The sequence below is a fragment of the Paraburkholderia sp. AV2 genome (genome assembly GCF_054968425.1).
The window spans coordinates 14669-41116 of the sequence record NZ_JBANLK010000052.1 but is presented as its reverse complement, the minus strand read 5'-3'; the positions used below and the strand labels follow the sequence as shown (position 1 = coordinate 41116).

The 26448-nt window shown below is 65.3% G+C and carries 26 protein-coding genes; 18 read left to right on the top strand and 8 right to left on the bottom strand.

Features of this window, described 5'->3' with window-relative positions; genetic code table 11:
• Nucleotides 1-564 precede the first annotated feature (564 nt).
• Both V8683_RS26365 and V8683_RS26360 read left to right on the top strand, forming a co-directional pair.
• Nucleotides 565-735 carry a hypothetical protein gene (locus V8683_RS26365; RefSeq protein ID WP_166677920.1) on the top strand — a complete coding sequence of 57 codons (171 nt, stop codon included), beginning with the start codon at nt 565-567 and terminating at the stop codon, nt 733-735.
• A 127-nt stretch (nt 736-862) separates the two neighbouring features.
• Nucleotides 863-2314 carry a hypothetical protein gene (locus tag V8683_RS26360; RefSeq protein ID WP_134163158.1) on the top strand — a complete coding sequence of 484 codons (1452 nt, stop codon included), beginning with the start codon at nt 863-865 and terminating at the stop codon, nt 2312-2314.
• Between the two features lie 152 nt (nt 2315-2466).
• Here V8683_RS26360 and V8683_RS26355 read toward each other — a convergent pair whose 3' ends face one another.
• On the bottom strand, nt 2467-3045 hold the full coding sequence (locus V8683_RS26355) for a hypothetical protein (RefSeq protein WP_111966237.1): 579 nt from the start codon (nt 3043-3045) through the stop codon (nt 2467-2469).
• A 51-nt stretch (nt 3046-3096) separates the two neighbouring features.
• Complete coding sequence (locus V8683_RS26350; RefSeq protein ID WP_111442062.1) at nt 3097-3699, bottom strand: hypothetical protein; 603 nt, start codon at nt 3697-3699, stop codon at nt 3097-3099.
• Between the two features lie 84 nt (nt 3700-3783).
• On the opposite strand from V8683_RS26350, the gene V8683_RS26345 reads away from it, so the two are divergent.
• Entirely contained in the window at nt 3784-4149 is a 366-nt protein-coding gene (locus tag V8683_RS26345) for a helix-turn-helix domain-containing protein (RefSeq protein ID WP_039571161.1), read from the top strand.
• Between the two features lie 237 nt (nt 4150-4386).
• A complete protein-coding gene (locus V8683_RS26340) occupies nt 4387-5520 on the top strand; it encodes a DNA-methyltransferase (RefSeq protein ID WP_175926769.1) in 1134 nt (377 codons plus the stop codon).
• A gap of 4 nt (nt 5521-5524) precedes the next feature.
• Here the strand turns inward: V8683_RS26340 and V8683_RS26335 are convergent, their stop codons facing one another.
• Entirely contained in the window at nt 5525-6130 is a 606-nt protein-coding gene (locus V8683_RS26335; protein WP_039571081.1) for a hypothetical protein, read from the bottom strand.
• 563 nt (nt 6131-6693) lie between these two features.
• Nucleotides 6694-7386, bottom strand: coding sequence for a FadR/GntR family transcriptional regulator (locus V8683_RS26330; protein WP_411190498.1), 693 nt, complete (start codon nt 7384-7386; stop codon nt 6694-6696).
• 118 nt (nt 7387-7504) lie between these two features.
• Between V8683_RS26330 and dgoD the strand changes: the two genes are divergently transcribed.
• Nucleotides 7505-8653 carry a galactonate dehydratase gene (gene dgoD / locus V8683_RS26325; RefSeq protein WP_411188545.1) on the top strand — a complete coding sequence of 383 codons (1149 nt, stop codon included), beginning with the start codon at nt 7505-7507 and terminating at the stop codon, nt 8651-8653.
• A gap of 332 nt (nt 8654-8985) precedes the next feature.
• Complete coding sequence (locus tag V8683_RS26320; protein WP_411188544.1) at nt 8986-9285, top strand: hypothetical protein; 300 nt, start codon at nt 8986-8988, stop codon at nt 9283-9285.
• A 33-nt stretch (nt 9286-9318) separates the two neighbouring features.
• On the opposite strand, the gene V8683_RS26315 is transcribed toward V8683_RS26320, so the two are convergent.
• Nucleotides 9319-10245 carry a CopD family protein gene (locus V8683_RS26315; protein WP_411188543.1) on the bottom strand — a complete coding sequence of 309 codons (927 nt, stop codon included), beginning with the start codon at nt 10243-10245 and terminating at the stop codon, nt 9319-9321.
• Nucleotides 10246-10799: 554 nt separating this feature from the next.
• Here V8683_RS26315 and V8683_RS26310 point away from each other — a divergent pair.
• The 4 genes from V8683_RS26310 to V8683_RS26295 all read left to right on the top strand — a co-directional run bounded on the left by V8683_RS26310 (nt 10800) and on the right by V8683_RS26295 (nt 15547).
• Entirely contained in the window at nt 10800-11558 is a 759-nt protein-coding gene (locus tag V8683_RS26310; protein ID WP_411188542.1) for a c-type cytochrome, read from the top strand.
• Between the two features lie 21 nt (nt 11559-11579).
• The gene (locus V8683_RS26305; RefSeq protein WP_411188541.1) at nt 11580-12884 is read left to right on the top strand and encodes a c-type cytochrome; all 1305 of its coding nucleotides are present in this window, start codon (nt 11580-11582) and stop codon (nt 12882-12884) included.
• 187 nt (nt 12885-13071) lie between these two features.
• Complete coding sequence (gene trhA / locus V8683_RS26300) at nt 13072-13692, top strand: PAQR family membrane homeostasis protein TrhA (RefSeq protein ID WP_411188540.1); 621 nt, start codon at nt 13072-13074, stop codon at nt 13690-13692.
• A gap of 223 nt (nt 13693-13915) precedes the next feature.
• Nucleotides 13916-15547 (top strand): DEAD/DEAH box helicase, encoded by a 1632-nt coding sequence (locus V8683_RS26295; protein WP_411188539.1) that lies wholly within the window; start codon nt 13916-13918, stop codon nt 15545-15547.
• A gap of 147 nt (nt 15548-15694) precedes the next feature.
• On the opposite strand, the gene V8683_RS26290 is transcribed toward V8683_RS26295, so the two are convergent.
• Nucleotides 15695-16528 carry a ferritin-like domain-containing protein gene (locus tag V8683_RS26290; RefSeq protein ID WP_411188538.1) on the bottom strand — a complete coding sequence of 278 codons (834 nt, stop codon included), beginning with the start codon at nt 16526-16528 and terminating at the stop codon, nt 15695-15697.
• Nucleotides 16529-17204: 676 nt separating this feature from the next.
• On the opposite strand from V8683_RS26290, the gene V8683_RS26285 reads away from it, so the two are divergent.
• A complete protein-coding gene (locus V8683_RS26285) occupies nt 17205-17402 on the top strand; it encodes a hypothetical protein (RefSeq protein WP_027794297.1) in 198 nt (65 codons plus the stop codon).
• A 262-nt stretch (nt 17403-17664) separates the two neighbouring features.
• On the opposite strand, the gene V8683_RS26280 is transcribed toward V8683_RS26285, so the two are convergent.
• Entirely contained in the window at nt 17665-18042 is a 378-nt protein-coding gene (locus tag V8683_RS26280) for a hypothetical protein (RefSeq protein WP_411188537.1), read from the bottom strand.
• Between the two features lie 193 nt (nt 18043-18235).
• On the opposite strand from V8683_RS26280, the gene V8683_RS26275 reads away from it, so the two are divergent.
• Entirely contained in the window at nt 18236-18922 is a 687-nt protein-coding gene (locus tag V8683_RS26275) for an HAD family hydrolase (protein ID WP_411188536.1), read from the top strand.
• Nucleotides 18923-18973: 51 nt separating this feature from the next.
• On the opposite strand, the gene V8683_RS26270 is transcribed toward V8683_RS26275, so the two are convergent.
• Nucleotides 18974-20164, bottom strand: coding sequence for an MFS transporter (locus tag V8683_RS26270; RefSeq protein WP_411188535.1), 1191 nt, complete (start codon nt 20162-20164; stop codon nt 18974-18976).
• A 102-nt stretch (nt 20165-20266) separates the two neighbouring features.
• Between V8683_RS26270 and V8683_RS26265 the strand changes: the two genes are divergently transcribed.
• From V8683_RS26265 to V8683_RS26240, 6 genes are all read left to right on the top strand, one after another.
• A complete protein-coding gene (locus V8683_RS26265; protein ID WP_411188534.1) occupies nt 20267-21235 on the top strand; it encodes a LysR family transcriptional regulator in 969 nt (322 codons plus the stop codon).
• A gap of 187 nt (nt 21236-21422) precedes the next feature.
• Complete coding sequence (miaB, locus tag V8683_RS26260) at nt 21423-22796, top strand: tRNA (N6-isopentenyl adenosine(37)-C2)-methylthiotransferase MiaB (protein ID WP_411188533.1); 1374 nt, start codon at nt 21423-21425, stop codon at nt 22794-22796.
• Nucleotides 22797-22831: 35 nt separating this feature from the next.
• Entirely contained in the window at nt 22832-23929 is a 1098-nt protein-coding gene (locus V8683_RS26255) for a PhoH family protein (RefSeq protein ID WP_411188532.1), read from the top strand.
• A 35-nt stretch (nt 23930-23964) separates the two neighbouring features.
• Nucleotides 23965-24426 (top strand): rRNA maturation RNase YbeY, encoded by a 462-nt coding sequence (gene ybeY / locus V8683_RS26250; RefSeq protein ID WP_411188531.1) that lies wholly within the window; start codon nt 23965-23967, stop codon nt 24424-24426.
• A 30-nt stretch (nt 24427-24456) separates the two neighbouring features.
• Entirely contained in the window at nt 24457-25131 is a 675-nt protein-coding gene (locus V8683_RS26245) for a gamma-glutamylcyclotransferase (protein ID WP_411188530.1), read from the top strand.
• A 200-nt stretch (nt 25132-25331) separates the two neighbouring features.
• Nucleotides 25332-26225 (top strand): HlyC/CorC family transporter, encoded by an 894-nt coding sequence (locus tag V8683_RS26240; protein ID WP_411188529.1) that lies wholly within the window; start codon nt 25332-25334, stop codon nt 26223-26225.
• The last annotated feature ends 223 nt before the right edge of the window (nt 26226-26448 follow it).

Here is a 26448-nt window from a genome sequence, read left to right as displayed (position 1 = left end):
CCACCACCGCGAAGGTGGCGCCTCTCTGTTGGCGTTGTGCACCGTGGCCCGGCCGTCGCCGGGCACTTCCCCGCTCATCACGCCTTACCCGTTGCAACGCCGAGCCGTCAGGGACACACGAGCGGGGCCAGATTGAGCACTCCCCGCGCCCCAGTGGGACGAAGCATTGCTGGGCCGGATCGCACGCATGATGTGCGGTTCAAGATGCCAGTCTCCGGGTGTCGCTGATCCAATGATGGGCGAGGCCGGTACCACTCGACAAGCCCGGGATTGGTTACCCGGCGTCCTTGCACGATCTCCGGCGGTTCTGCGCTGTCGGGCGGTCGGGGCTGGATGGTTGAGTGGCAGAACTTGACCTGGGCTTCGGGTTCGCTAGGATGGTGCTGCGGGGCCGAAGTTTGGGTGCGTAGTTTCGTCGCTGTCACTACTCAATCCAGTTCCCGATGCTTCCAACATCGCGGAACCGCAGCCCCACGGTAGCAGACCACGGCCCCCTGTCAAACAGGGGGCCTTGCTTTTTCTTTGCCGACTGCTTGGATGGCTGGACCACCACCGGAGCCAGCCATGCCGACCACCGACGCGCCCAGCGGTACCACCTTCCCGGATCTTCTGGACCTATGGTTTCGGGCCTACATTGCCGCCTTGCACCGGGTCGAGCCAATCTCGGCCGGAATGATCGCGGACCAGGCGGTACGGGTCGCCATCGAGCGATGGGGGTTGACGGTCAATCAGTAACGCACGCGCCGTAAAACCAGCCCACCGACCAGCCCGCCACGGGCGGCCCCGGAACGGGGCCGGGTTGTGGAATCGCGCGGACCTGCCATCCTGGAGAGGTAGCCACGCCGATCAGCAGGCCCGAAACATGCCCCGCAGCGCAAAACCCACGCCGTTCTCATTGTTGGACGGGTTTGAACCGTCCAACAATGAGGTGAAATCGGGAAGGAAGCTTCCCGGTTTCACAGGTCGTAGCGTCAGCGAAGACCGCGCGCGTGGTTGCGGGAGCAAACACGCGCCGGATCGATGCGAGAGCAGCGATCCGAGCACAGACGGCGAGAGCCGGCTGTGCGGTCCCCGGATTGACGCCCAAGCGACCATCTGGGGACACTCGATCACGCACGTTCTGCGTGATCGAGAAGCCAGCGCACGACAAGCTGCAGAACGCGATACGAAGCCCTGGACCCTGCACGCCGACCAGCAGACGCGCAACATACTGCGCGACGAGGAACAGCGCAAGGTCTCATCGACCACCGCAGCGAAGTATCGCCGCGAATACGAACGGCTGCGCGCCGAAGGCATCACCGCACTGGACAGAGCGCGGACACGACAGCACTACGACCTGCTGCGGACCGCGTCGCACTACTGCATGGAAACCGACGTGCGCGCGCTCCGGGCTGCATCGGAGCGCGCGCGCCGCGCCGGCCACCTGGAACAGGCGCAACGCCTGACGCTGGAAGCCTGGAAACTGGCGGTGGAGATGGACGTACAGTTTCGCCAGCCGGACCGGAAAACGTGGAAGGACAAGGCGGACGCCATGCGAAAAGCCGGGGATCCGATCGTGTCGAAGTCGAAGCGCGACACGATCGCCCCGGCCCCGTCGCTGGCGGTCGCGGCCCTGCTGACGGCAGGGCATCACGGCGTGAAGGTTGCTGAGCGCCACGCCGAGCGGGTCGCCGTGCTGGCGCTGTTCGGCGTCCGGCCCGCCGAACTGAAGCGCGGCATCGAACTGTCCCTGGCGGCCGATCCGCAGAGCGGCCGCCCGTTCCTCGCCGCGCGGGTCAAGGGCGTGAAGGTCAACGCCGAACGCGGCCAAGCCTGGCGCACGCTGGTGGTACCGGTCGATAACACCGCCGCAAACGGGCTTGCGGCGGTCGTTCGTGAGCGCGGCGGCAAGGCTATGGTGTCGATGACCGACGCCGATCACCGGAGCCTGAACCGCGCGCTGAAGCCCTCGGGCCTGTCGATCTACTCGTTTCGCCACGCGGTCGCCAGCGAACTGAAACGGGAAGCCATCCGCAAGCCGGAGACGGCAGCCGGAGCGGCAACGTTCATGGGGCACACGAGCACGCGCAGCCTCATGAGTTACGGGCGCGCTGCGCACGCCCGTGGCGGTCGCCGCTTCGGGGCGCGGGCGGAGCGCGCGGTGCGGAGCGTGCCCGTTACGTTCCAGCAGAAGGCCGACGTGCGCGAGGCTGCCCGCGCGACGGCCGCCCAGGCGACCGCCCCGCGGGTTCCAAACCTCGGAGCGCTAGCGCGCCGGCTCCCAACGCCCGGGCTGACGCCACCACGCGGGCCAAAACTGCCCTGGAAGCGGTAGACCCCGCCCGGACGGGGCAGCGGGTCAAGGAGCGCGCAGCGACCCCGCAGGGGCCTGTCCTTGACGCGCTGAACCGGCCCCGCACGCTCGGACATGGGTGGGCAGAGCCAGAGCGCTGCCCACCCATGCCGACCGGCGGCGGGTCAGGTTCATCACTGCACGCGCCAGCCGTTGTTCGTTTTTGCCATCATCGCTTCATCGTTCACGGATGCGGTCATCCCCGGCAACTTCGGGAACTTGTCGCGCTCGACCCAGGACGGTACGTCGTCGATCTTCCAGGTGAACTTCACATCGGACATGCCGGCGTTGTCCTTGTTCGGGACCGTGAACTCGGTCACCTCATCGACGGTCTTCGTCCCGACGCAGAAGCCCTTCTGCGGGTCCCATGCGCCAGCGGATCGCCCTTTGTCCGTGAGGTTGATGGTGAACGCCGAGACGTTCATGAAGCCTTGCTGGACCAGTCCGAGTTGTACGGTCGCAATGCCCTCACGGTTCAGCCCGTCCAGGATGCCGACCTGTTCTTTCGTCATGCCCTCCGACGGGATCTGGATCGGCCACTGCACCGCCGCGCTGTTCTCGATGTTCCAGCAGACCGTCTGTGGTTTGTCCTTGAAGAACTGCGCCAGTCCGTCTTTCAGGTCCCCTTTCGACGGCCCGCTGCTGCATCCGGCGAGCACTGCGGCAGCGGCGGCCAGCGTCCCGAGCATCAAAATTCGTTTTTTGTTGTTCATGGCAACACCTTGTTTGTTATACGGCTTGTTGGTCTTGATGAGCGGGACCGCTCACTGGCCGTTCAGTGCGCGTTCCACTTGTACCGACAAGGAACTGGCCATAGGCTGGGTCAGGCCACCGCCGAGCCAATGCTCGACGCCCCGCGCCTGCACTACGACCTGCCACGACCGGGCCGCGATGCCCTTCCCGACACCGCCGGTGCTGCTGACGCCCGTGTAAGTGCCGCCCGAGCCGATCCCGGAATAAACCACGGTCTCACCGGCAGCAGGGGCCGTGATATAGATGCGTTCGAGGTCCGCGCGCGCCAGGGCAGTGCCGTTGTCCAGCGTGATCCCCGCCGGGCCTGCCGTGAACTGCGTCAGGCGTCGGCCGCGATTCGCCCCTTTCAGTTTCATGCTGCGCAGCGAGACGCAAAGCAACGCGGTACCGCCGACCAGCACCACGGCCAGCACGACGTTCGCGCTCGCCAGGCCGATGAACAGACCGGCCAAGATGACGGCCGCGATGGCCAACTGGATCTTTTCCCATGCCCCGTTGAGCGGCAACGGCCGCACCGTGAACCGTTTCGCTCCATTGTCGATCTGCTCGACGTCATACAAAGCCTGCGCCATCTTCACGATCTCCCAGATGTAAAACCACGTTGAAAGTTTCACTATAAATCAATAGTTGCAAGTTGGATCATTCAATAGGGACGGAAAGACAACAACACTTCGTGTCATCGAATGATGTGGGGTGTCATGGTGGAAGATCAGGCCAAGCAGCGAGACCGGGAACTGGCGCGGCAGGTCGGCGCACGTCTGGCCGCTCGACGGAAGGCCCTGCGCCTCACCCAAGACCAACTGGCCGAACGGCTTGGGATCGAAAAGGAAAGCGTGTCCCGGCTAGAAACCGGGTTCGTGTCGCCATCGCTGGGGCGACTGTCCACGTTGGCGGAAGCCCTGGACGTGTCGTTGCTGGACCTGCTGCGCGACGTGTCCGACCGACCGCAGGACCAGGCCGCCAGTCTGACCGCCGCCATCGCGCGCCTGCCGGTTCGGCAGCGGGCGCTGGTGGTACGGACCGCTACCGAACTGGCGGCGATCCTCCAGGACGGCGCAGAATAGCCGATGCACCACTGCCGTCAGGCCGGGATTTGACGGCAGCCCCTGGCGTTGCAGGTTGAAAGCATCACCTACCGCCAGAGCCTGCCATGCCGACCGGGAATCCCTTCCTCCAGAGACGCAGCCCTGCGGGCTGTTTCGCCTCGCCATCCAACTGCGGGTAAGGTGCTCACTTCGTTTGACGTCTAGACGTCAAAATGCTACGCTCCTCGGCCATACACCGCACACCACCAAAATCTCATGTCGTTGGCACCAGGCGTAATCCGTGATTCCATCGTTGACTACCTCGCAATGGTCGGGGGGGACGCATCAACAAGCGAGATTATTGCGGCGGTAACCAGAACGGTTGGAACCGTGCCGACCTCATCGGTCAGGTCATACCTCAGCCTCAATACGCCCGAGACGTTTGAGCGTGTAGGTCGTGGACGTTACCGCTTGCAGAGCTCAACACTCCTTGAACACCACACCAAAGCCGAAGGGAAGGCCCTGACCATCGGTAAGGCGAAGCTCTACCAGGACGACTGCTTTGACTGGCTCGCAAGCCAAAAACCCCGGTCCATTCAGGCGGTCGTAACAGACCCCCCCTATGGCTTGGTTGAATACACGGCCAAAGAAACTGCAAAACTACGAGCCGGCAACAAGGGGGGAATCTGGCGTATTCCTCCGTCGTTTGATGGCCACCAGCGCGCGCCTCTCCCCCGCTTCACGGTATTGAACGAAGCAGACAGGCAAGCGCTTCACGCCTTCTTCAAGCGTTTTGGCACCCTGATCGCAAAGGTCGTGGTGCCTGGGGCCAATGTCGTCATCGCGTCGAACCCGTTGCTCGCCCACATTGTGGCCGAAGCGATGGGGCAGGCCGGGCTGGAGCTACGCGGCTACATCGCCCGCCAAGTGATGACCATGCGAGGCGGCGATCGCCCCAAGAACGCGCACGTCGAGTTCGACAGCGTCTCTGTCATGCCCCGGTCGCAATGGGAGCCTTGGGTGGTACTGCGCGCGCCCCTTGACGGCCGCGTCCAGGACAATCTCCGCCAATGGGGGACAGGAGGATTCCGCCGCCCGACAGCAGAACGGCCTTTTGGTGACTTGATAAAGTCACATCCAACGCCTGCCAGCGAGAAAAAAATCGCGCCGCACCCTTCACTGAAACCGCAAGCGTTCATGCGCCAGGTGGTCCGCGCAGTGCTGCCGCTCGGTGAGGGCACTGTTCTGGATCCATTTATGGGGGCCGGATCAACGCTGGCTGCCGCCAACGCGGTCGGCTACGACAGTTGCGGTGTCGAACTGGATCAACAGTTCTTCGACCTAGCGACCGAAGCTGTACCGAAACTCGCAGCACTTCCCGCAAAGAACGCGCAGCCGGACCTGTTCTAGCCGTCTACTGCGCTACTTTGTAGACCCACCCGGCCCGCAACTTCTGGACACCGTGCTTGTCCAGTGTCGCGGTTCTGGTGCCCAATGCCCCGCGCGAGTTGCTACGGAAATCAGACTCGACCACCTGGGCCAGATAGACCTCTGTGAAACGCATCGGCCGCCGCTCAGACGCAGGCTCGGTGGTGGAATCCACCTCGTAGACAAACACACACATCCACTGCGCGCGTGCACCGTGGGTATCTACGGCCCCTCCCGCCTTCCGCGTGCTCTTGATCTCAACCCCCTCAGTGCCCGACGCAACTGCATCGTTTGCGTAGCGCGCCCGGAGGATCAAATCTGGATGTCCGTTGAAATGCTTGTTTTCGACCAGGGAACGTGAAAACTTCGCCAAGGATGCGGTGATCATGTCGGAGATCAAACCCGACATCGCCGCCGGTCGCATCATGTCGTCCAACCGATGCAGCCCCTTTGCGGACAGCAGCGTGTTCACATCGTAGAAAAAATCATAGATGTCCTGCATCGCGTGCTCAAAGTCGCTGATTCGAAGCGAGAACGGCAGATCAGGATTGGGGTTGAAGGCGTCCCTGTCGATTTCTGCTTTTGTAGTCAAAAACGGTCTCCGGTAGGCCGAAAGGCTGGAATCCGCGATGTTACACGTTTCGGCCCCTGAAACCGTGGTAACCTCCGCCTCAGCCTTATCGTGAGGTGGTACCGCTGGCGCATCTCCAACCTGCGACACGATTTACCATCCGATATAAAAGCGAGCTGGATCAAGGATTTACGATCGCACCCTGCGTATCCCTGATTCGCCACCAGCATCAAAGAAACCCCTGATTTTCCTCGTGAAATCAGGGGTTTTCCCATTCTGGCGGGTGAAAAACGTCTCCAGGACGCGTCTCCACCGTGAGTTCGCCACCATGCCTTTACACCTGCCGTCGCGGCTGCGCCGCACGTCCTACGGTGTCTTCCATTTCCGCATCGTCCTGCTGCCTCACCTCGCCGCCATCGCTGGCAAAAAGGAAGTCTGGCGGTCGCTGCGCACGCTTACCAGACAAGCGCCTCAGCCGCCGGAACCCGCCTCGTTCACATCTCAGTCCGGCTTGCTTCGCACTTCGAACGACCTAGTCGACCAGCAACGCCGCACGCATCAGAATCGATGCACACCACCGTCCGTCAACGTTCGATACGCTCCCGCGTCATGCGCAAAAGCCCCGCCATCGCAGATGTCGCGGTAGCCCCATCACGCCGCGCAATGGCTTCGAACACGGTCGTGTGCTCAGGCAGCGCCGCATTAAACACATCGGCGCGTTTTGCGTTCACGCGCAACTGGCCTTCCAGCGTGCGCGCAATCAACGCGCCGAGCGGCACCAGCAGTTCGTTGCGGCACGCCGCCAGCACCGCGAGATGAAACCGCAGATCGGCACGCACCCACTCGTCCATGTTGCGCGCGCTCGCCATCGCAGCATGCGCATCGCCGATCGCGGCCAGCGTATCCGCCTCGTGCGCGCTCGCGGCAAGCCCCGCCGCGTAAGGCTCGATCATCTCGCGCATCTCCTGCAGCTTGAGCGCGAACGCGAGCGGCGGCGCAACGCGCGCGTACCAGTCGAGCACGTCCGCATCGAGGAGGTTCCAGGCATCGCGCGTGCGCACCCGCGTACCGACGCGTGGGCGCGATTCCACGAACCCCTTCGAGGTGAGCGTGCGCAGCGCCTCGCGCAGCACGGTACGGCTGACGTCGAAGGTCTCCATGAGTTCGGCTTCGCGCGGCAGCACCTCACCCGGCACGTAATCGCCGCGCAGGATCGCACTGCCGAGTTCGAAAGCCACCGTGCCATGCAGGTCGCGCTGAATCGCCGTTCTCCAGATAGTGGGAAGCCCTCGTAAATAATACTATTAATAGCACTAAAAGGCGATTTATCCATTAGCATGTGCTCCTCAGGACGTGCCGCTCCGCGCGCCGCCACCCTATTCCGGAGACCCCGCCATGAAAATCACCAGGCTCGAAACCTTCGTCGTCCCGCCCCGCTGGCTCTTTCTCAAGATCGAGACGGATGAAGGCATCGTCGGCTGGGGCGAACCCATCGTCGAAGGCCGCGCGCATACGGTCGAAGCCGCCGTGCATGAGCTCGCCGACTATCTGATCGGCAAGGATCCGCTGCTCATCGAAGACCACTGGCAGGTCATGTACCGCGCCGGCTTCTATCGCGGCGGCCCGATTTCGATGAGCGCCATCGCGGGCGTCGATCAGGCGTTATGGGACATCAAGGGCAAGCATCATGGCGTGCCCGTGCACGCGCTGCTGGGCGGCCAGGTGCGCGACAAGATCAAGGTCTACTCGTGGATCGGCGGCGACCGTCCGAGCGACGTCGCGAACAACGCGCGCGCCGTGGTCGAGCGCGGCTTCAAGGCGATCAAGATGAACGGCTCGGAGGAGCTGCAGATCATCGACACCTTCGACAAGGTTCAAGGCGTCATCGACAATGTCGCGGCCGTGCGCGAGGCCGTGGGCCCGAACGTGGGCATTGGCGTGGACTTCCATGGCCGCGTGCACAAGCCGATGGCCAAGGTGCTCGCGAAGGAACTCGATCCGTACAAGCTGATGTTCATCGAAGAGCCCGTGCTTTCGGAGAACGTGGAGGCGCTGCGCGACATCGTCAACCAGACGAGCACGCCCATCGCGCTCGGCGAGCGGCTCTACTCGCGCTGGGATTTCAAGCACATTCTCGCGGGCGGTTACGTGGATATCATCCAGCCGGACGCCTCGCATGCCGGCGGCATCACCGAATGCCGCAAGATCGCCGCGATGGCCGAGGCCTACGATGTCGCGCTCGCGCTGCACTGCCCGCTCGGCCCGATCGCACTCGCCACCTGTCTGCAGATCGACGCCGTGAGCTACAACGCGTTCATCCAGGAGCAGAGCCTCGGCATCCACTACAACAAGGGCAACGATCTGCTCGACTACATCCGCAATCCCGAGGTCTTCGAGTACGAAGACGGCTTCGTGTCGATTCCGCAAGGACCGGGCCTCGGCATCGAGGTGAACGAGGAGAAGGTGCGCGAGATGGCAAAGACCGGCCACCGCTGGCGCAATCCTGTGTGGCGCCACGCAGACGGCAGCGTCGCCGAGTGGTAAGCGTCGGATCATTGTGGGAACGCAGTCGCTACCCGGGGCTCGCGTGCCGCACTATGCACGTTACGTGACGCAACTCACGCGGCGCGTTTCACCGCCGTAACGTTTGAGGCCGCATCGAACACGATTCGCCGCATGACGCCCCCGGGCGCATGCGGCGAATGTCGTTTACGCACATAAGCAGAACGCGGCCAGGGCCATGCAAACGCCCGCCACACAAGGCCCGCTACCCCTGCGTGCCACACCGCGCCGCATCGCGCGACAGGTCCGCCGCACGACTGGCCTGCTCCTTGCTGAATCTCCTGCGAGACCCACTACAAATCGCAGGGATACCCATGGAAGCGATGCTCCCCGACTATCTGATTCGCGAACAGGCCGCCGTCGGCGCGCTGGTCGCCTTCGGGATCCTGCGCGTGATCGCGGCGGCCATGGCCTGCACGCGCGGCTGGCGCATCCTCTCGGTCGAGCACGCCTTCATCGGCTTCGCGGTACTGTGGTGCGCACCGCAACTCTTCGACCTGCTCGCGCATCCGTCTTCGGAGCTCGCTCTCGCCGGGCTCGAAGGCAAGGCTATCGGCTGCGCCATCGCCCTCTTCTTCGCGCCCATCCTCAGCCACCGGCTCGGCTACGAGTGAGGCCGCGGCGCACCGGGTCTGCCGGCACGCGTATCAGCCCTGCAACACATAGCCCGGCACGCTGCGCGCCAGCACGGCCGCGGCCACGAGCACGCCGATCATGACGATCGCTTCCAGGTGGATCACGTTCACGAAGCGGTGCGCGGCGGCAGTCGATGCCGAGCGGCGCAACTCCGGCATGGCGACGATCCGGTTGTAGCCGCCCAGCACGAGCGCGAGTGTCACGAGGCTCAGCTTGAGCAGCAGCACGTGGCCCCACGAGCTTCCGGTGAGCGCGGCAAACGAACCGCCCGTGCCGCGCAGGGCGTTGAACACGCCCGTCGCCAACACGATCCCGACAGCGAAGAGCGCCACGTTCGACACCTGCGCCGACGTGCGGATCAACATGCCGCGCGCCGTCGAGGCGCCGAGCGCCGGCAGCACCGCGAGTCCACCGGCCATGACCACGCCGCTCCACGCGCTTGCGCTCAACACGTGCAACGTGTGCAAGCCGAGCGCGGCCGAGGCAAAGCCGGCGTCGGCGGCATGGCCAAGCGCGGCGCGGCCACCCGCGATCACGATGAGCACAATCCATAGCACGCCGTCGCGCAGGGCACCGCCCGCAGCGAACACGGTCACGAAGAGCAGCAGAGCGCCGCCGAACGCAACGCTCCACGCCTGCCCCACGTGCGTCTGCGTGAGCACCGTCGAGACCACGCCGAAGGCCGAAGGCAACGGTTCGCCGCTGATCGACGCGCTTTCGTAAAGCAGCCACATGAGAAGCGCGATCACGAGCACGAGAGCCGACACGCGCTGCGAGCGTTGCGCGCGCAGCCATGCCGCGCGGGCGGGCGAGACGGGACTGCTGCCGTCCTTGCCGAGCCACGCGCCATAGAGCGCCGAGCCGAGCGCGAACGCATACGAGACGTTGACGAGGGCGGCCATCGCGACCTGCCCGATCCAGAGCCAGTCAGCTTTCATCGGACCCGCTCCTCCCGGCGCACCGCGCAGGAAGCGGGCAAGGAAACGATGGCCTTGCGGGCATGCCGCATCGAAAAGGAAAGAGCAATTAGAGTCATCGAGAGCAGTGGCAGGGAAACAACATGAAAACAAAACTGCGCGAAACCGTCAGGCCGTGGCGTGACCCTCTCGCAGGCGCTATCCGAGAGGCGGGCCTCATTCGATAGATACCGCGCCAATCGGTTCAATCGGGGACGAGACCTCGGCATGCAGCGACGGTCGCGAGAAGGCGAACCTGACCGCCAGCGACAGGTCCCCTCAAGCGCAGTGTGAACAAACCCGCACCACGGATCGGTCATTGGGTGCAGAATGATACCGACGAAAGCGTGTCGATTTGCCGCGAACACATCGGGAAGCCTCGTCGCAGGGCCGACTGGCGGGTGCGTCAAATAGTCGCTATCAGGTCGCAATGATAGAATCGCTGCGTCACCGCAGCGCGCACGGTCTTCTGTTTTTCATCGCGCGCAGCCTAAAACCCGGGCTCCTCGAAGCCTGGTTCAGGTTCACGATAAAAGATGGAGTTACGCGTGTCCCCAAGACGTATCCTCCGACCGCTCATTCCGCTCGTTGCGCCGCTGGGAGCCGTACTGCTCATCGGGACGACCGGCTTCCTGACCGCCGCGCACGCGCAGGCGACCCCGCAGCCCAAAGCCCCCGACACGATCGCAGCGCGCGTGCAGGGCTGCACTGCCTGCCACGGCACGCACGGCCAGGGCACCGACAACGACTACTTCCCCCGTCTCGCCGGCAAACCGGCCGAGTACCTGTACAACCAGTTGATGAACTTTCGCGAGGGGCGCCGCAAGTACCCTCCGATGAACTACCTCGTCACCTATCTCTCCGACGACTATCTGCACGAGATCGCCACGTACTTCTCGCAGCAGCGGCCGCCTTATCCGCCGCCCTCGCAGCCGACGATGGGAAGCAGCACGCTCGCGCGCGGACGTGACATCGTCCTGCACGGCGACCCGGCAAAGGAAGTCCCGGCCTGCGTGGCCTGCCACGGCGCGAAACTGACCGGGATGGAGCCGGCGATCCCCGGGCTCGTCGGCTTGCATGCGGACTACATCAGCGCGCAGATCGGCGCCTGGCGCTCGGGTTCGCGCCACGCCAAAACGCCGGACTGCATGCACGAGATCGCCACGCGACTCAGCGACGACGACGTGAACGCGGTCGCGGGCTGGCTCTCGACCCAGCCCGCTCCGCAGAATCCCGTGCCGGCACCGGCGAACTCGTTGAAAACGCCGCTTGCCTGCGGCAGCGAACCGCAATAAGGCGCCGGGGGAGACAGCCATATGAACCGCAAGTCCCTGTTCGCACTCTCCGCCGTGATCGCGGCCGCCGCCGCGGTGCTCGTGCCGGCGCTGTGGTCCGGCAGCCGCTATCTGCACGACGGCGCGGCCCTCGCGGCAACGCCCGCCGACCAGACCGGAGATGCCGATCTCATCAAGCGCGGCGAGTACCTGGCGCGCGCCGGCGACTGCGTCGCCTGCCACACGGTGCGCGGCGGCAAGCTCTTCGCGGGCGGCCTGCCGATGGCCACGCCGTTCGGCACGCTCTACACGCCCAACATCACGCCCGACGACCAGTACGGCATCGGCAAGTGGAGCGCCGACGACTTCTACCGCGCCATGCACACGGGCCGCTCGAAAGACGGCAGCCTGCTCTATCCGGCGTTCCCGTTCGCGAGCTACACGAAGGTCACGCGCGCCGATGCGGACGCGATCTACGCCTATCTGCGCTCGGTGGCGCCCGTGCACGTGGCAAGCCGCCCGCACGAGCTGAAGTTCCCGTTCAACAATCGCAACCTGCTGATCGGCTGGCGCACGCTGTTCTTCCATGAGGGCGAGTACAAGCCCGACCCGAGCCAATCGGTCGAATGGAACCGCGGCGCTTATCTGGTGGAAGGCCTCGGCCACTGCAGCATGTGCCACACCTCGATCAACGCGGTGGGCGGGCCGGTCAACTCGGCGGCCTTCGCGGGCGGCCTGATCCCGCTGCAGAACTGGTACGCGCCGTCGCTGACGTCGAGCGAAGGCGGCCTCGGCAACTGGGACATCACGGAGATCTCGAGCCTCCTGAAGACGGGCGTCTCGCAGCGCGGCGCCGTGTTCGGCCCGATGGCCGACGTGATCCACAACAGCCTGCAGTACCTCTCGGACGACGACATCAAGGCGATGGCCACGTACCTCAAGACCATCCCGCAGAAGAAGGAAGCGCCCGAGACGATGCAGATGGAGACGTCGGAGGCTTTCGGCGGCGAGCTGCAGCAGCAGGGCCAGAAGATCTATCACGACAATTGCGCAAAGTGTCACGCGGAGAATGGCCTCGGCATGCCGCCGAACTTCCCGCCGCTCGCGAACAACCAGTCGATCCAGATGATTTCGGCCGTGAACCCGATCCGCATGGTGCTCAATGGCGGCTATCCGCCGAGCACCGAGCGCAATCCGCGGCCCTACGGCATGCCGCCGTTTGCCCAGGCGCTATCGAACCAGGAAGTCGCGGCCGTCGTGACCTTCATCCGCATGTCCTGGGGCAACAAGGGCAAGCCGGTGTCGCCGCAACAGGTGGCCGATCTGCGCTCCGCGCCGCTCGACTAGGCGCCGCCTGCGGTCGCGCGCAAGCCGTTACTGCTATAGTTGCGTCTGCCTGAGGGGGCGCAGCCTGCTGAACATCGCAGGCTGCGCCCTTCGCTATTGGGATCCGGAAGGTTGCAGCAGGCTCGCGGGCCCGGCCCGCGGCGCGTCGCGCGCGGTGCCGGGGCAGGTAGAAGAAGAAGGAGTTGGTATGCACGCCGGTGAGCGTCTTAACAGCATTACTCACCTCGTGGGCGCAATGTTGTCGGTGGCGGGCCTCGTGTCGCTCGTGACGATAGGGGCGCTCCATCACGACGCGTACAAGGTCGTGAGCTTCAGCGTTTATGGCGCCATGCTTTGCGCCTTGTACACGATTTCAACGCTGTATCATGGCGTGCGCGGTCCGCGTCTGAAGGCATTTCTGCAGAAATGCGATCATTCCGCCATCTACCTGCTGATCGCGGGCAGCTATACTCCGTTCACGCTCGTGACGTTGCGCGGGCCGTGGGGCTGGTCGCTGTTCGGCGTGAGCTGGGGACTGGCCGTTCTGGGCATCGTGCAGGAACTCACGCTCGGCCGGCGCACGCGCCTCGTTTCGATGATCCTGTATGTGGTCATGGGCTGGCTCGCGGTAGTCGCGGTGCGCCCGTTGCTCGAAGCCTTGGCGGCTGCGGGCACGGCCTGGCTCCTGGCCGGCGGCATCATCTATAGCGTCGGCATTTATTTTTTCGTCAACGACGAACGCATCCGGCACGGACACGGTATCTGGCATCTGTTCGTACTGGCCGGGAGCGTCTGTCAATTCGTCAGCGTCGCGCGCTACGTCGCGTGACGCATCATTAGCGAAGCCATCGCATGGCCGCCGCAGTGTCCGCGGCCACACGATGCAACTTAACGCCAGCCGGCGGGTCTCGATAACCCGCCGTCCAGACGGCGCGCGCACTGGCGCACCGTTTTCGTAACGTGAAAAGGCCGGAGCCCCAAGGGCTCCTCGCAGCCGCGCGCAAGCGCGCCGCGCTGCGCCGTTCGCGCCATCGCAACAAGAAAGAGTGTTTATGTCCTTTGATTCTCTCGGCTTGTCCGAACCGCTAGTCCGCGCTGTCAACGAACTGGGCTATACGACGCCCACGCCCATCCAGCTGCAAGCCATCCCCGCCGTGCTGAACGGCGGCGACCTGCTTGCCGGCGCCCAGACGGGCACCGGCAAGACCGCCGGCTTCACGCTGCCGATCCTCCAGCGCCTCTCGGAAATGCCGCCTGCGGCAACGGCCAGGCGCGTGGTCCGCGCACTGATCCTCACGCCCACGCGCGAACTCGCCGCGCAGGTGGAAGAAAGCGTGCGTGCCTACGGCAAGTACCTGAAGCTGCGCTCCACGGTGATGTTCGGCGGCGTCGGCATCAATCCGCAGATCGACGCCTTGAAGCGCGGCGTGGACATCGTTGTCGCCACGCCGGGGCGCCTGCTCGATCACATGCAGCAGAAGACGATCGACCTCTCCCAGCTCGAAATCCTCGTGCTGGACGAAGCCGACCGCATGCTCGACATGGGCTTCATCCACGATATCAAGCGCGTGCTCGCCAAGCTGCCGCCGAAGCGCCAGAACCTGCTCTTCTCGGCCACCTTCGCCGACGAGATCAAGGCGCTCGCCGACAGCCTGCTCGATTCGCCCGCGCTCATCGAAGTCGCGCGGCGCAACACCACGGCGGAGACCGTGGCGCAGAAGGTTTATCCCGTCGATCGCGACCGCAAGCGCGAACTGCTCACGCACCTGATCCGCCAGCACAACTGGTTCCAGGTACTCGTGTTCACGCGCACGAAGCATGGTGCGAACCGTCTCGCCGAGCAGCTCACGAAGGACGATATCAGTGCGCTCGCGATTCACGGCAACAAGAGCCAGTCCGCACGCACGCGCGCGCTTGCCGAGTTCAAGGACGGCACGCTGCAGGTGCTGGTCGCAACCGACATCGCGGCGCGCGGCATCGACATCGACCAGTTGCCGCACGTCGTCAACTTCGACCTGCCGAACGTGCCCGAGGACTACGTGCACCGCATCGGCCGCACGGGACGCGCAGGAGCGACGGGCGAAGCCGTATCGCTCGTATGCGTCGACGAGCACCAGTTGCTCAAGGACATCGAGAAGCTCATCAAGCGCGCCGTCCCGCAGGAAGTGATTCCCGGCTTCGAGCCGGACCCGAACGCCCGGCCCGAGCCGATCCAGCGGCGCAGCCAGGGCGGCGGCGCACGCGCGCCGCGCCAGGCGCAAGGTTCGGGTCAGGGTCAGGCACGCGGCAACGCGGGCGGCAGCAAGGCCAAGCCCGCCCAGGCGCGCGACGATGGGCGGGGCGAGTCTCGCAACGGCGGCAATGGCTCGGGCAATCGCGGCGGTAATCGCAACGGTCAGCCTGGCGGCAACCGGAACGCCGACGGCAACGGCAACGGTGCACAGCAGCGTGCATCGAAGCCCGCGGGTGGCGCACGGCCTGTAAAGGGGCAAGGCGCGGGTGCGTCGCGTGCGGAACACACGCGCCGCGAAGGCGCACGTGACCACGACCGCACGCGCGGTGCATCACATGAAGGCGCCGCAGCTCGCCCGCAACGCAAGGCGCAGTCGAATCCCGGCGCGCTGCTGAGCGGCCGGCCCGGCGGCGACGCGCGCCGCAACGGCCGCGGCACCCACGACCGTTGATCCGTTACGCGTTACGCGACGGTTGGCCAGGCCCCGGCCGACCGTCGTCGACTTCGTTTTACAGACTGCGCGAGAAAGTCTTCGCATAACAGAAAGGCCCGCCGAACATCCGGCGGGCCTTTTGCCTGCGACGCGCAGCGCGCCTGCCTAGCGGAAGAACACGTGCTGCGTGATCTTGGCGAGCGGATAGTGCACGCTGGGCTGAATCCGCGCAGGAATATCGAGCGGCTTGAGCAACATCTTCACGCACATGTCTGCAGAAAGATTGTGCCGCACCAGCCGGTTCACGCGCGCAGTCAGTTCGCGGTTGTAAGCGGGGTCGTTCACGCGATCCGGATAACGTATTGCGAACACGTGACGCAGCGCGATCTCCGAATCCTCGTTCTTGATCTCCATCACCCGGCGCAGCAACGCGCCGAGCACCGCCAGCCGGCCCTGGCCTTCAATCTGGTTGTACTTCTTGAAGTAGCGGAAGAAGTGCTTGTAGTGGCGCACTTCGTCGGAACGAATGTTGTCGGTGATCTCCTTGAGCACCGGCTCGTCCGAGCATTCGCCGATCGCACGGTATAGCGTGGCCGTCCCCGTTTCGACCACGCAGCGCGCCACCATTTCGAGCCCGCGCGTCTTCTCGAACTCCTCGAACGAGCAGGTCTTCGAATATTCCGTAAAGAAGTTGTGAAACGCGGTATCCCAGTCGAACTCGGGCCACACGTACTGGATGTAGGTCTTCAGCGCGCGGCCGTGCTGAAGCTCCTCGGGCTCCCACTCGGTGTTGAGCCATTCCGAGACCTCTGGGTCGCCATTGAAGAACACGCTCAGATTGCTGGTGTACAGGTCCGAGCCGCTCTCGATGAACGACGAGGCACACAGCAGCAACATCAGGTCTTCGTTGACCGCAGCGCGCTGACGATCAATGCGTGTAAGGTCAATGTCTTCGATGCGCCAGGGCATCACGTGGCGAAGCTCAATGTCGTTATGCATTGTCTTGTACTCCCAAAGCGGTATCCGTATCCGCGCAGCGCGCGGCGCAGCGTGCGACCTGCACCGGCCTTCCTGCGCGGTGGAAGGTACCAGCCATCTGTGATCCATCTTAGCTGTTGTTTCGCCAGGTTGCAGTCAAAGAGCACAGACCGCTCCCGGCAGGTCCAGTTCCGGAAAAAGACGCCTTGAACGGTCCCCACCGGAGCCGCCGGTCGGCAGTGACGGGCAGGCACTTTGCCCTGCGGGACGCATTAAGCGAACCCGGCGCACGGATCCGGCCCGACGCCGGGAAATTCCGGGCATCGGCCCAGGGTTCGCGCAAACGCTCGATCCGCCGCGCATTGTGGCACCGCGACGTAAACTTGAAGTGAAATCAAGGATTTGCCCGCTCGCACAACCCGCTGCTCGACGGGGTGAATGTCAAACGGAAAATTTTCGGGGCGTGGTTTGTACAACGCAGCCCCTTTGACTACACTCCAGTTCCCCGCCGCCGATCCCGGGCTGGATGCCGTTTGGCTACCGCTCTGGGCGCCGTTTTGGCCACAGACGCTGGCTGATGTGTCCAGCAAACGATCCGCGCGGTTGCAGGCTTTCGCTCACACCCACCGCATTCTGTCGCCAGACCGCCCTAGTGGCTCACCGCGGCGACCTCTAATGCGGTAACACGGAGAGAACGATGCTGAGTCCGCATGAATTCGCCACCCTGCTTCTAGTGAAGGACGCGCCTAATCAGATCGACATGGAACGAGAAGAGCTGGACGCCTTGCTCGAGCGACAACTGGTTCAACTGGAACGACTGGCCTCGGGCCGCCAGCAATGGCGACTCACCGAAAGCGGCGACACCGCGCTGCGAGCCATCAAACGGTGTTCCTAGGCGAGCGGGCGCCGCGTACAAGGCGCTCTCCCACTGACCTGTCAAAGTTTTCGGCTGGGGCGGAGCGCGGGAAGCATCCGCAGAACCGCTTCGTCGAATCCATCCCCGATGCAGGCGCACGGCTTCAGACGAACGCGCCTGCAGTGCATGGTCACGCGGACCCGCGCGCTTCATGCCCGCGTGACCACTTTTTCCAGCCGCGTTGCCCGGGGCGTTCCGCGGTAGTACCCCCGATAGCTCTGCCCGACACGTTGCCCGGCCTTCAGCCCGCGCGCAAGGTGGGGTCCACCGCTGCGCGCCAGCTAATGGCCGCGGCCCGCTGCTGGTTGAGATACGCCACCCACTGATTGCGCGCATCGGGATCGTGGCTCGTGCCAAGCGCGTTGTAATGCTGCGCGAGCGCCGCCTGGAAGCCGCAGTACTGCTCCTGTGAAAGCTTGCCGCGGCGGTTGGCGACATAGGCGTCGAAGGTCGCGGCGTAGACCGCCTGAGTGTCGGCGCCGAAGTCGACCGGCTGGCCGCCGCACATCTGCTGCAAGGCGGCGAAGGACGGTCCGCCAAATCCGCCGCCCTGGGGCGCCGGCGTGCTTGCACATCCCGCCAGCAATGCCGCCGCGCCGATCATCGCCAGTCCACGCATGTCTTCTCCTCTCTTCGGTTGAACGACTCGTCTGTCACGCTCGATTGGCCTATTGTCGCATCGCGCGCGCTGCCCGGCCTCCTGGCCGTTCGGGCGATGGACATAAAAACACGTATCATGATGCTTTCAGCCCTCCGCCCACCCGGACCCGCCGCGTTGCCGGCAGTCCGCCGTTTTGCCCGCTCTCTGACGCATGATCGACCACCTTATTTGCGACTGCGACGGCGTGCTCGTCGACAGCGAAGTCATTGCCGATCGCGTGCTGTTCGAAACGCTGAGCCGCACCTTTCCCGGCGTCGATTTCCACCCCGTCGTGAAGTCGGCTTTCGGCCAGCAGACGTCGCGCTTTCTCGACGATGTCGCGGCGCGCTTTCAGCTCACGATGCCCGGCGACTTCCTCGATACCATCGACCACAACATCGAGATCGCGCTCGCCGAATCGCTGTGCCCGATCAACGGCGTGCGCGATGCCCTGCGCCAGATCGCGCTGCCGGCCGCCGTGGTGTCGAACAGCCGCCTCGCGCGCGTGAGGGCGTCGGTGCACCGCGCGGCGCTCGATGCGATCTTCGGCGAACGCGTGTTCAGCGCCGAACAGGTCGCGCGGCCCAAGCCTTATCCGGACGTCTATCTGCATGCCGCCCAGGCGCTCGGCGTCGAGCCGGCGCGCTGCGTCGTCGTCGAGGACAGCATCTCAGGCCTGAACGCAGCGCGAGCCGCCGGCATGAAAACGATCGCGTTCGTCGGCGCGAGCCACATTCCCGCGGGCTATGCGGACGTGCTGCGGGAAATGGGCATCAACCGGATCATCGAACGGATGGAAGAGCTGCCCGCGCTCGTCGAAGCAGGCGTGCGCGGGGAATTCGGCGACGTGCAGTCCTAGCCGCGCGAGCGGCGGTACCGGCGCAGTCCGGCCGCACCGGTGCACCGCCGCTCAGCAGGCATCCTGCCCCACCGCGACACGCGCGTTGCGCACCGCCGCGGCGCGGCCGTCGAGCCGCGCCGCGCATCCCGTCAGCAGCAACGCAGCCACCGACACCGCGGCGGCCACCCACGGCAGCGAATCGAGCGCGACGCCGTGCGCGATCGCCAGCCCGCCAAGCCACGCGCCCATCGCATTGCCGACGTTGAAGGCGCCGATGTTGAGCGTCGAGGCGAGATTCGGCGCCGCCGCGGCCTTCGCCACCACGCGCATCTGCAGCGGCGGCACGGTCGCGAACGCGGCAACACCCCAGACGAACACGGTGATGGCGGCGGGCAGGCTCGCGTGGCTCGTCTTCGTGAACACGGCCATGACGAGGACCAGCAGCACGAGGATGCCCATCAGCGAGGGCATCAGCGCGCGGTCGGCAAGTTTGCCTCCCAGCGTATTGCCGAGCGTGAGTCCGAGGCCGAACAGCACGAGCATCAGCGTGACGCCGCGCGGCGAGAAGCCGCTCACCTGCTCGAGGATCGGCGCGATATAGGTGAACACCACGAACACGCCGCCGAAGCCGAGCACCGTCATGCCGAGCGCCATCCAGACCTGCGGATCGCGCAGCACGCGCACTTCATGGCCGAGCCCGGCCGGTGCGCTGTCGTGATGGTTCGGCACGAGCGCGCTCACGCCCGCGAGCGAAATCACGCCGAGCGCACTGACGATCCAGAAAGCCACGCGCCAGCCGAACTGCTGGCCGATGGCCGTGCCGAACGGCACGCCCAGCACGGTCGCCAGCGTGAGGCCCGTGAACATCAGCGCGATCGCGCTTGCGCGCTTTTCGGCGCTCACGAGCGAGGCGGCCACCACGGCGCCGATGCCGAAGAACGACCCGTGCGCAAACGAGGTGACGACGCGCGCGACCATCAGCAGCGGATAGTTCGTGGCCACCGCGCACAGCACGTTGCCGACAATGAAGATGCCCATCAGCAGTTGCAGGGCGAGCTTGCGCGGCATACGGCTCGTCAGCACGGCGAGCAGCGGCGCGCCCGCGGCGACGCCGAGCGCATAACCGGTCACGAGGAGACCGGCAGCGGGAATCGACACCGCAAGGTCGTGCGCGACCTCGGGCAACAGGCCCATGATCAGAAACTCGGTGGTGCCGATGGCAAAAGCGCTGATCGCCAGCGCAAGCAGGGGAATGGGCATCGCAGACTCCAGAAACGTTCAGGCATTGTCGCTGCGCCGCATCAATTTGATAATTGGCGTAGCATTTGAATCATTTTCAAACGTAATCTGAAAATCGCGGCGATGGACAATCTGGGCGACATCCGGCTTTTCGTCGAAGCGGCGCGGCTCGGCAGCCTTTCGGCGGCGGGGCGCAAGCTGGGCCTCACGCCCGCGGCGGCGAGCGCGCGACTTGCGCGCCTCGAAGCCGGCCTGCACGCGCGCCTCTTCGACCGCACCACGCGCCAGTTGCGCCTCACCGACGAAGGCCGTCTTTACCTGAACTGCAGCGAGCAGGCGCTGCGCTCGCTCGACGACGCCAAGGCCGCGCTTCAGGAGGGCCAGAACGTCGTGCGCGGGAAGGTGAGGATTTCGGCGACTTCCGACTTCGGCCGCAATCTGCTGATGCAGTGGCTCGACGAATTCCGCCAGCAATACCCCGAAGTGCGTTTCGCGCTGATGCTCACCGACTCGCTCGCGAATCTCGTGCAGGAGGACATCGACCTCGCGATCCGGTTCGGCACGCCGCAGGACAGCTCGCTGGTCGCGCGGCCGCTCGCGCCGAACCGACGCGTGCTGTGCGCCTCGCCCGCCTACCTCGCGCGGCGCGGCGAACCGCGCGAGCCGCGCGATCTGGTGGAGCACGACTGCATCGTGATCGGCTCGGCGGCGGGTCCCGTGAACGAATGGCGCTTCGCGCGCGGCGACGTCATCCAGCAGCACACGGTGTCGCTGGAAACGGCGCTCGAGACCAACGACGGCGCCGTCGCGCGCCAGTGGGCGCTACGCGGCTATGGCCTCGCGGTGAAATCGATTTGGGACGTCGCCGACGACCTGCGCGCCGGGCGCCTCAAGATCCTCATGCCCGACTGGCGCTATCCGGACGCGCCGCTGCACGCGCTCTACCACCGCAACCGCTTCGTCGCGCCACGCGTGCGTGTCGTACTCGATTTCCTCACCGCGCGCTTCGCGCAGGTAGCCGACGAACTGGATGCGCTCGTGCCGTGCGCTCCCGTTTCGGCGCCCGAGGGCGGACGGCGCAAAAGGCTATAATGTTGGATTACCGAATCGCGGTTCGGCTTCGAAAAACGCGTACCAAAAGAACGTGTAAACAAAAGCGCCACGAAGCCGAAGCAAACCCGAAACAAGCCGCGCGATTCAGCCCCCTTTTTCACCGTAGTCCAGACCCGCAGCACCCGGACGACGCCCCCAGGTCAACCACTGCGAACGGCGAATCCCGATGACCAAGAAAGTTTATGTAAAGACCTTTGGCTGCCAGATGAACGAGTACGACTCCGACAAGATGGTCGACGTGCTCGGCGCTGCCGAAGGTTTAGTGAAAACCGACACGCCCGAAGACGCGGACGTGATCCTGTTCAACACCTGCTCGGTACGCGAGAAGGCCCAGGAAAAAGTGTTCTCCGACCTCGGCCGCGTGCGCGAACTCAAGGAAGCGAACCCGAACCTGCTGATCGGCGTGGGCGGCTGCGTAGCGAGCCAGGAAGGCGCGGCGATCGTTGCGCGCGCGCCGTACGTCGACCTCGTGTTCGGCCCGCAGACGCTGCACCGCCTGCCGCAGATGATCGACGCGCGCCGCGCGAGCGGCCGCGCGCAGGTCGACATCACGTTCCCCGAGATCGAGAAGTTCGACCATCTGCCGCCCGCGCGCGTGGAAGGCCCGAGTGCGTTCGTCTCGATCATGGAAGGCTGCAGCAAGTACTGCAGCTATTGCGTCGTGCCGTACACGCGCGGCGAGGAAGTGTCGCGGCCGCTCGACGACGTGCTCACCGAAATCGCCGGCCTCGCCGACCAGGGCGTGCGCGAAGTCACGCTGCTCGGCCAGAACGTGAACGCTTACCGGGGTGCGCTCACCGTCGGCTCGACCGACATCGCCGATTTCGCCGCGCTGATCGAATACGTCGCCGACATTCCCGGCATCGAGCGCATCCGCTACACGACCTCGCACCCGAAGGAATTCACGCAGCGCCTCATCGACACCTACGCCAAGGTGCCCAAGCTCGTGAGCCACCTGCACCTGCCCGTGCAGCACGGCTCCGACCGCGTGCTGATGGCGATGAAGCGTGGCTACACGGTGCTCGAGTACAAGTCGGTGATCCGCAAGCTGCGCGCAATCCGCCCCGACCTCTCGCTTTCGACCGACATCATCATCGGCTTCCCGGGCGAGACCGAAGAGGACTTCCAGAAGACCATGGCGCTCGTCGAAGAGATGAGCTACGACACGAGCTTCTCGTTCATCTACAGCCCGCGTCCCGGCACGCCGGCCGCGAACCTGCACGACGACACGCCGCGCGAAGTCAAGCTCAAGCGCCTGCAGCACCTGCAGGCCACGATCGAAGAGAACGTGCAGCGCATCAGCCAGTCGATGGTGGGCCGCGTCGAGCGCATCCTCGTGGAAGGTCCGTCACGCAAGGATCCCAGCGAGCTTTCGGGCCGCACGGAGAACAACCGCGTCGTCAACTTCCCGGCGCCGCTTGCCTCGCACGCACGCCTGATCGGCCAGATGATCGACGTGAAGATCAATCACGCGTATCCGCATTCGCTGCGCGGCGAGCTGGTGCTCGCGCACGAAGACACGTCGGCGCTTGCGCACTGAACGGCGCGAGCCCTGAACCGGAGTTCACTGCTACCTTGAAGAATCAGCAACAGCAACTCGAATTCAACGCGCCGCGCGACGACAACGCGCGGCTCGCCAACCTCTGCGGCCCGCTCGACGAAAATCTGCGGCAGATCGAACAGGCGCTCGACGTCACGCTCTCGCGCCGCGGCCACCGGATCGCGATTCGCGGCCGCGGCGCGAAGCTCGCGCTCGCCGCTCTCGAGAACTTCTACAACCAGGCGCGCAACCCGCTTTCCGTCGACGATATCCAGCTCGCGCTGGTGGAAACGCGCCACCGCGGCAACCCGGCGAACGACGCGCGCAATAGCGCTAACGGCGGCAATGGCAGCAATGGCGGCGCTGGCGAGATCGACCCGCGCTTTCGCGGCGACCCCGATCATCCGTTCGACGAACCGGCGGGCGATGGCCTGGACGCCGAAGAACTCGGCCCGAAGCTCTACACGCGCCGCGCCGACCTGCGCGGCCGCACGCCCGCGCAGCGCGAGTATCTGAAGCAGATCATCTCGCACGACGTGACGTTCGGCATCGGGCCGGCCGGCACCGGCAAGACCTATCTCGCCGTGGCCTGCGCCGTGGACGCGCTCGAACGCGACCAGGTCAAGCGCATCGTGCTGACGCGCCCGGCCGTGGAAGCGGGCGAGCGTCTCGGCTTCCTGCCGGGCGACCTCGCGCAGAAGGTCGATCCGTATCTGCGTCCGTTGTACGACGCGCTCTACGACCTGCTCGGCTTCGACAAGACCGCGAAGATGTTCGAACGGCAGATGATCGAGATCGCGCCGCTCGCCTACATGCGCGGCCGCACGCTCAATCACGCGTTCATCATCCTCGACGAGGCGCAGAACACCACGCCCGAGCAGATGAAGATGTTCCTCACACGTATCGGCTTCGGCTCGAAGGCCGTCGTGACCGGCGACACCACCCAGGTGGACCTGCCGCGCGGCCACAAGAGCGGCCTCATCGAGGCGCAGCAGGTGCTCGCGAACGTGCGCGGCATCGCGCTCACGCGCTTCACGAGTGCCGACGTCGTGCGCCATCCGCTCGTCGCGCGTATTGTCGAGGCGTACGACGCTCACTCGAAAAAGGACGAAGGCAACGGCGACGCTCGCTGAATGCCCGCGTGACCGCAAGCGCTGCCCGAGCTTTTATGGCCCGCACACCGAAACTCAAACTGACCGTGCAGTTCCCCGCCGCGAAGGCGTTCCCGCAGCACAAGGCGGCGCTGCCGCGCGCGACCGTGGCGGCGTGGGTGAAGTCCGCGCTCTTCGCGGACGCCGAGCTGACGGTGCGCTTTGTCGATGCCGAGGAAGGCCGCACGCTCAACCGCACCTATCGCGGCAAGGACTACTCGACCAACGTGCTGACCTTCGCCTATGCGGAGAGCGAGGACGATCCCGTCACCGGCGACCTGATCCTCTGCTGCCCCGTGGTCGAAAAGGAAGCCGCCGAGCAGGGCAAGCCGCTGGCCGCGCACTATGCGCACCTGCTCGTGCACGGCACGCTCCACGCGCAGGGATACGATCACGAGGAAGAGGCCGAGGCCGAGGAAATGGAAGGCATCGAGACCGAAATTCTGACCTCGCTGGGCTTTCCCGATCCGTACCAATAAGCCCCGGCGTCCCTGCCCGGCCTGCACGAGATGAGCGCGAAGACCCCCGATCCGATTCCCGAACCGCCCTCGGGCGGCACCGCGCCCGCACCGTGCCCCGGCTACCCGCCGGCGCTGGGCGAACCGCGCCTGCTCACCGAAGCCGAACTGCGCGCCTCGCTCGACGGCACGCTTGCGGACTGGGACCGCACGAGCGACCTGTGGCTCTTCGGCTATGGCTCGCTGATCTGGAACCCGGGACTTCCCACCGTCGAAAACGTGCGCTCGCGCGTGCACGGGTTTCACCGCGGGCTTTACTTGTGGTCCCGCGTGAACCGCGGCACGCCCGAGCAGCCTGGGCTCGTGCTCGCGCTCGATCGCGGGGGCTCGTGCGCAGGCGTGGCGTTCCGCCTCGCCGCCGAGGGCGTGATGCCCCACCTCGAAGCGCTCTGGCACCGCGAAATGCCGATGGGCTCTTACCGGCCCGCATGGCTGCCCTGCGCGCTCGAAGACGGGCGACGCGTTTCAGCCCTCGCCTTCGTCATGCGCCGCGACGTGCCCACCTACACCGGCAAGCTCACCGACGACACCCTGCGCACGGTGCTTGGCTGCGCGTGCGGGCGCTACGGCACGACGCTCGACTACGTGCGGCGCACCGCGGACGCGCTGCGCGAGACCGGCATGCCGGACCGCGCCCTGGAGCGGCTGCTCGCGCGCTGCGCCTGACGCGCGCGGCAATCCCCGGCGCCCGTCGTGCGCCCCGCCTTGCCCAACCCATATTGATTGACCACGCGCCCGCGCAGCATCTGCGTTAGGATTGGGTGGCCGGCGCACCTGGGTTACACAGGCGCGCCACGGGCATGATGTATCCTTAACGCTCCGCAACAGCGCGCCCGGCCATCAACAGGCTATCAAGGCGCACCACCATGAACGACTCCTATCCCAGTCGACGACATACCGACAAACCGCAGGAAAAGCGCTCGCTGCTCGAGCGACTGACCGACTTCATCTCGCCCGAGCCCGACTCGCGTAGCGAGCTTCTCGAAATCCTCCAGGACGCGCACGCCCGCAATCTCATCGACGCCGACTCGCTGTCGATGATCGAAGGCGTGTTCCAGGTCTCCGAACTGTGCGCGCGCGACATCATGATCCCGCGCGCCCAGATGGACGCGATCAACATCGCCGACCGTCCGGACGATTTCATCCCCTTCGTGCTGGAAAAGGCGCACTCCCGTTATCCCGTGTACGAGGGCAACCGCGACAACGTCATCGGCGTGCTGCTCGCGAAGGATCTGCTGCGCTACTACGCCGAAGAAGAATTCGACGTGCGCGGCATGCTGCGCCCGGCCGTGTTCATCCCCGAATCGAAGCGGCTGAACGTGCTGCTGCACGACTTCCGCGTGAACCGGAACCACATTGCGATCGTCGTCGACGAATACGGCGGCGTCGCGGGCCTCATCACGATCGAGGACGTGCTGGAGCAGATCGTCGGCGACATCGAGGACGAGTACGACTTCGACGAGGAAAGCGGCAACATCATCGCGGCGCCGGACGGGCGCCACCGCGTGCGGGCGCTCACCGAGCTCGAACAATTCAACGAGGCGTTCGGCACCCATTACCCCGACGAGGAAGTCGACACGATCGGCGGCTTCGTCACGCACCACTTCGGCCACGTGCCGCACCGCGGCGAGAAAGTGCGCATCGGCGACCTGATCTTCGAGGTGCTGCGCGCCGACGCCCGCCAGGTCCACATGCTGCTCGTGCGCCGCGACCCGATGGCCGGCCTGCGCGAAAGCGAGCTGCAGCCGCCGGGAACCTGAACCGCCCGCCGGCGGCGCTTCTGCCGCGCGGCGACACAGCGCCGGCCTGCGGGCCGGCGTTTGCTTTTCGAAAGGCCGCTTCGCCCGGCCTCCCCATGCGTCGGCCGGGATCGAAAACCGACTCGCGAAAATGCTATCGTTGCGCTCGCTGCCCGCCTGCGCGTCCGTCTCACCTCGCGCACCGCCGCAACTCAGGCCACACAACCGCGCAAGCCCAGCGCAA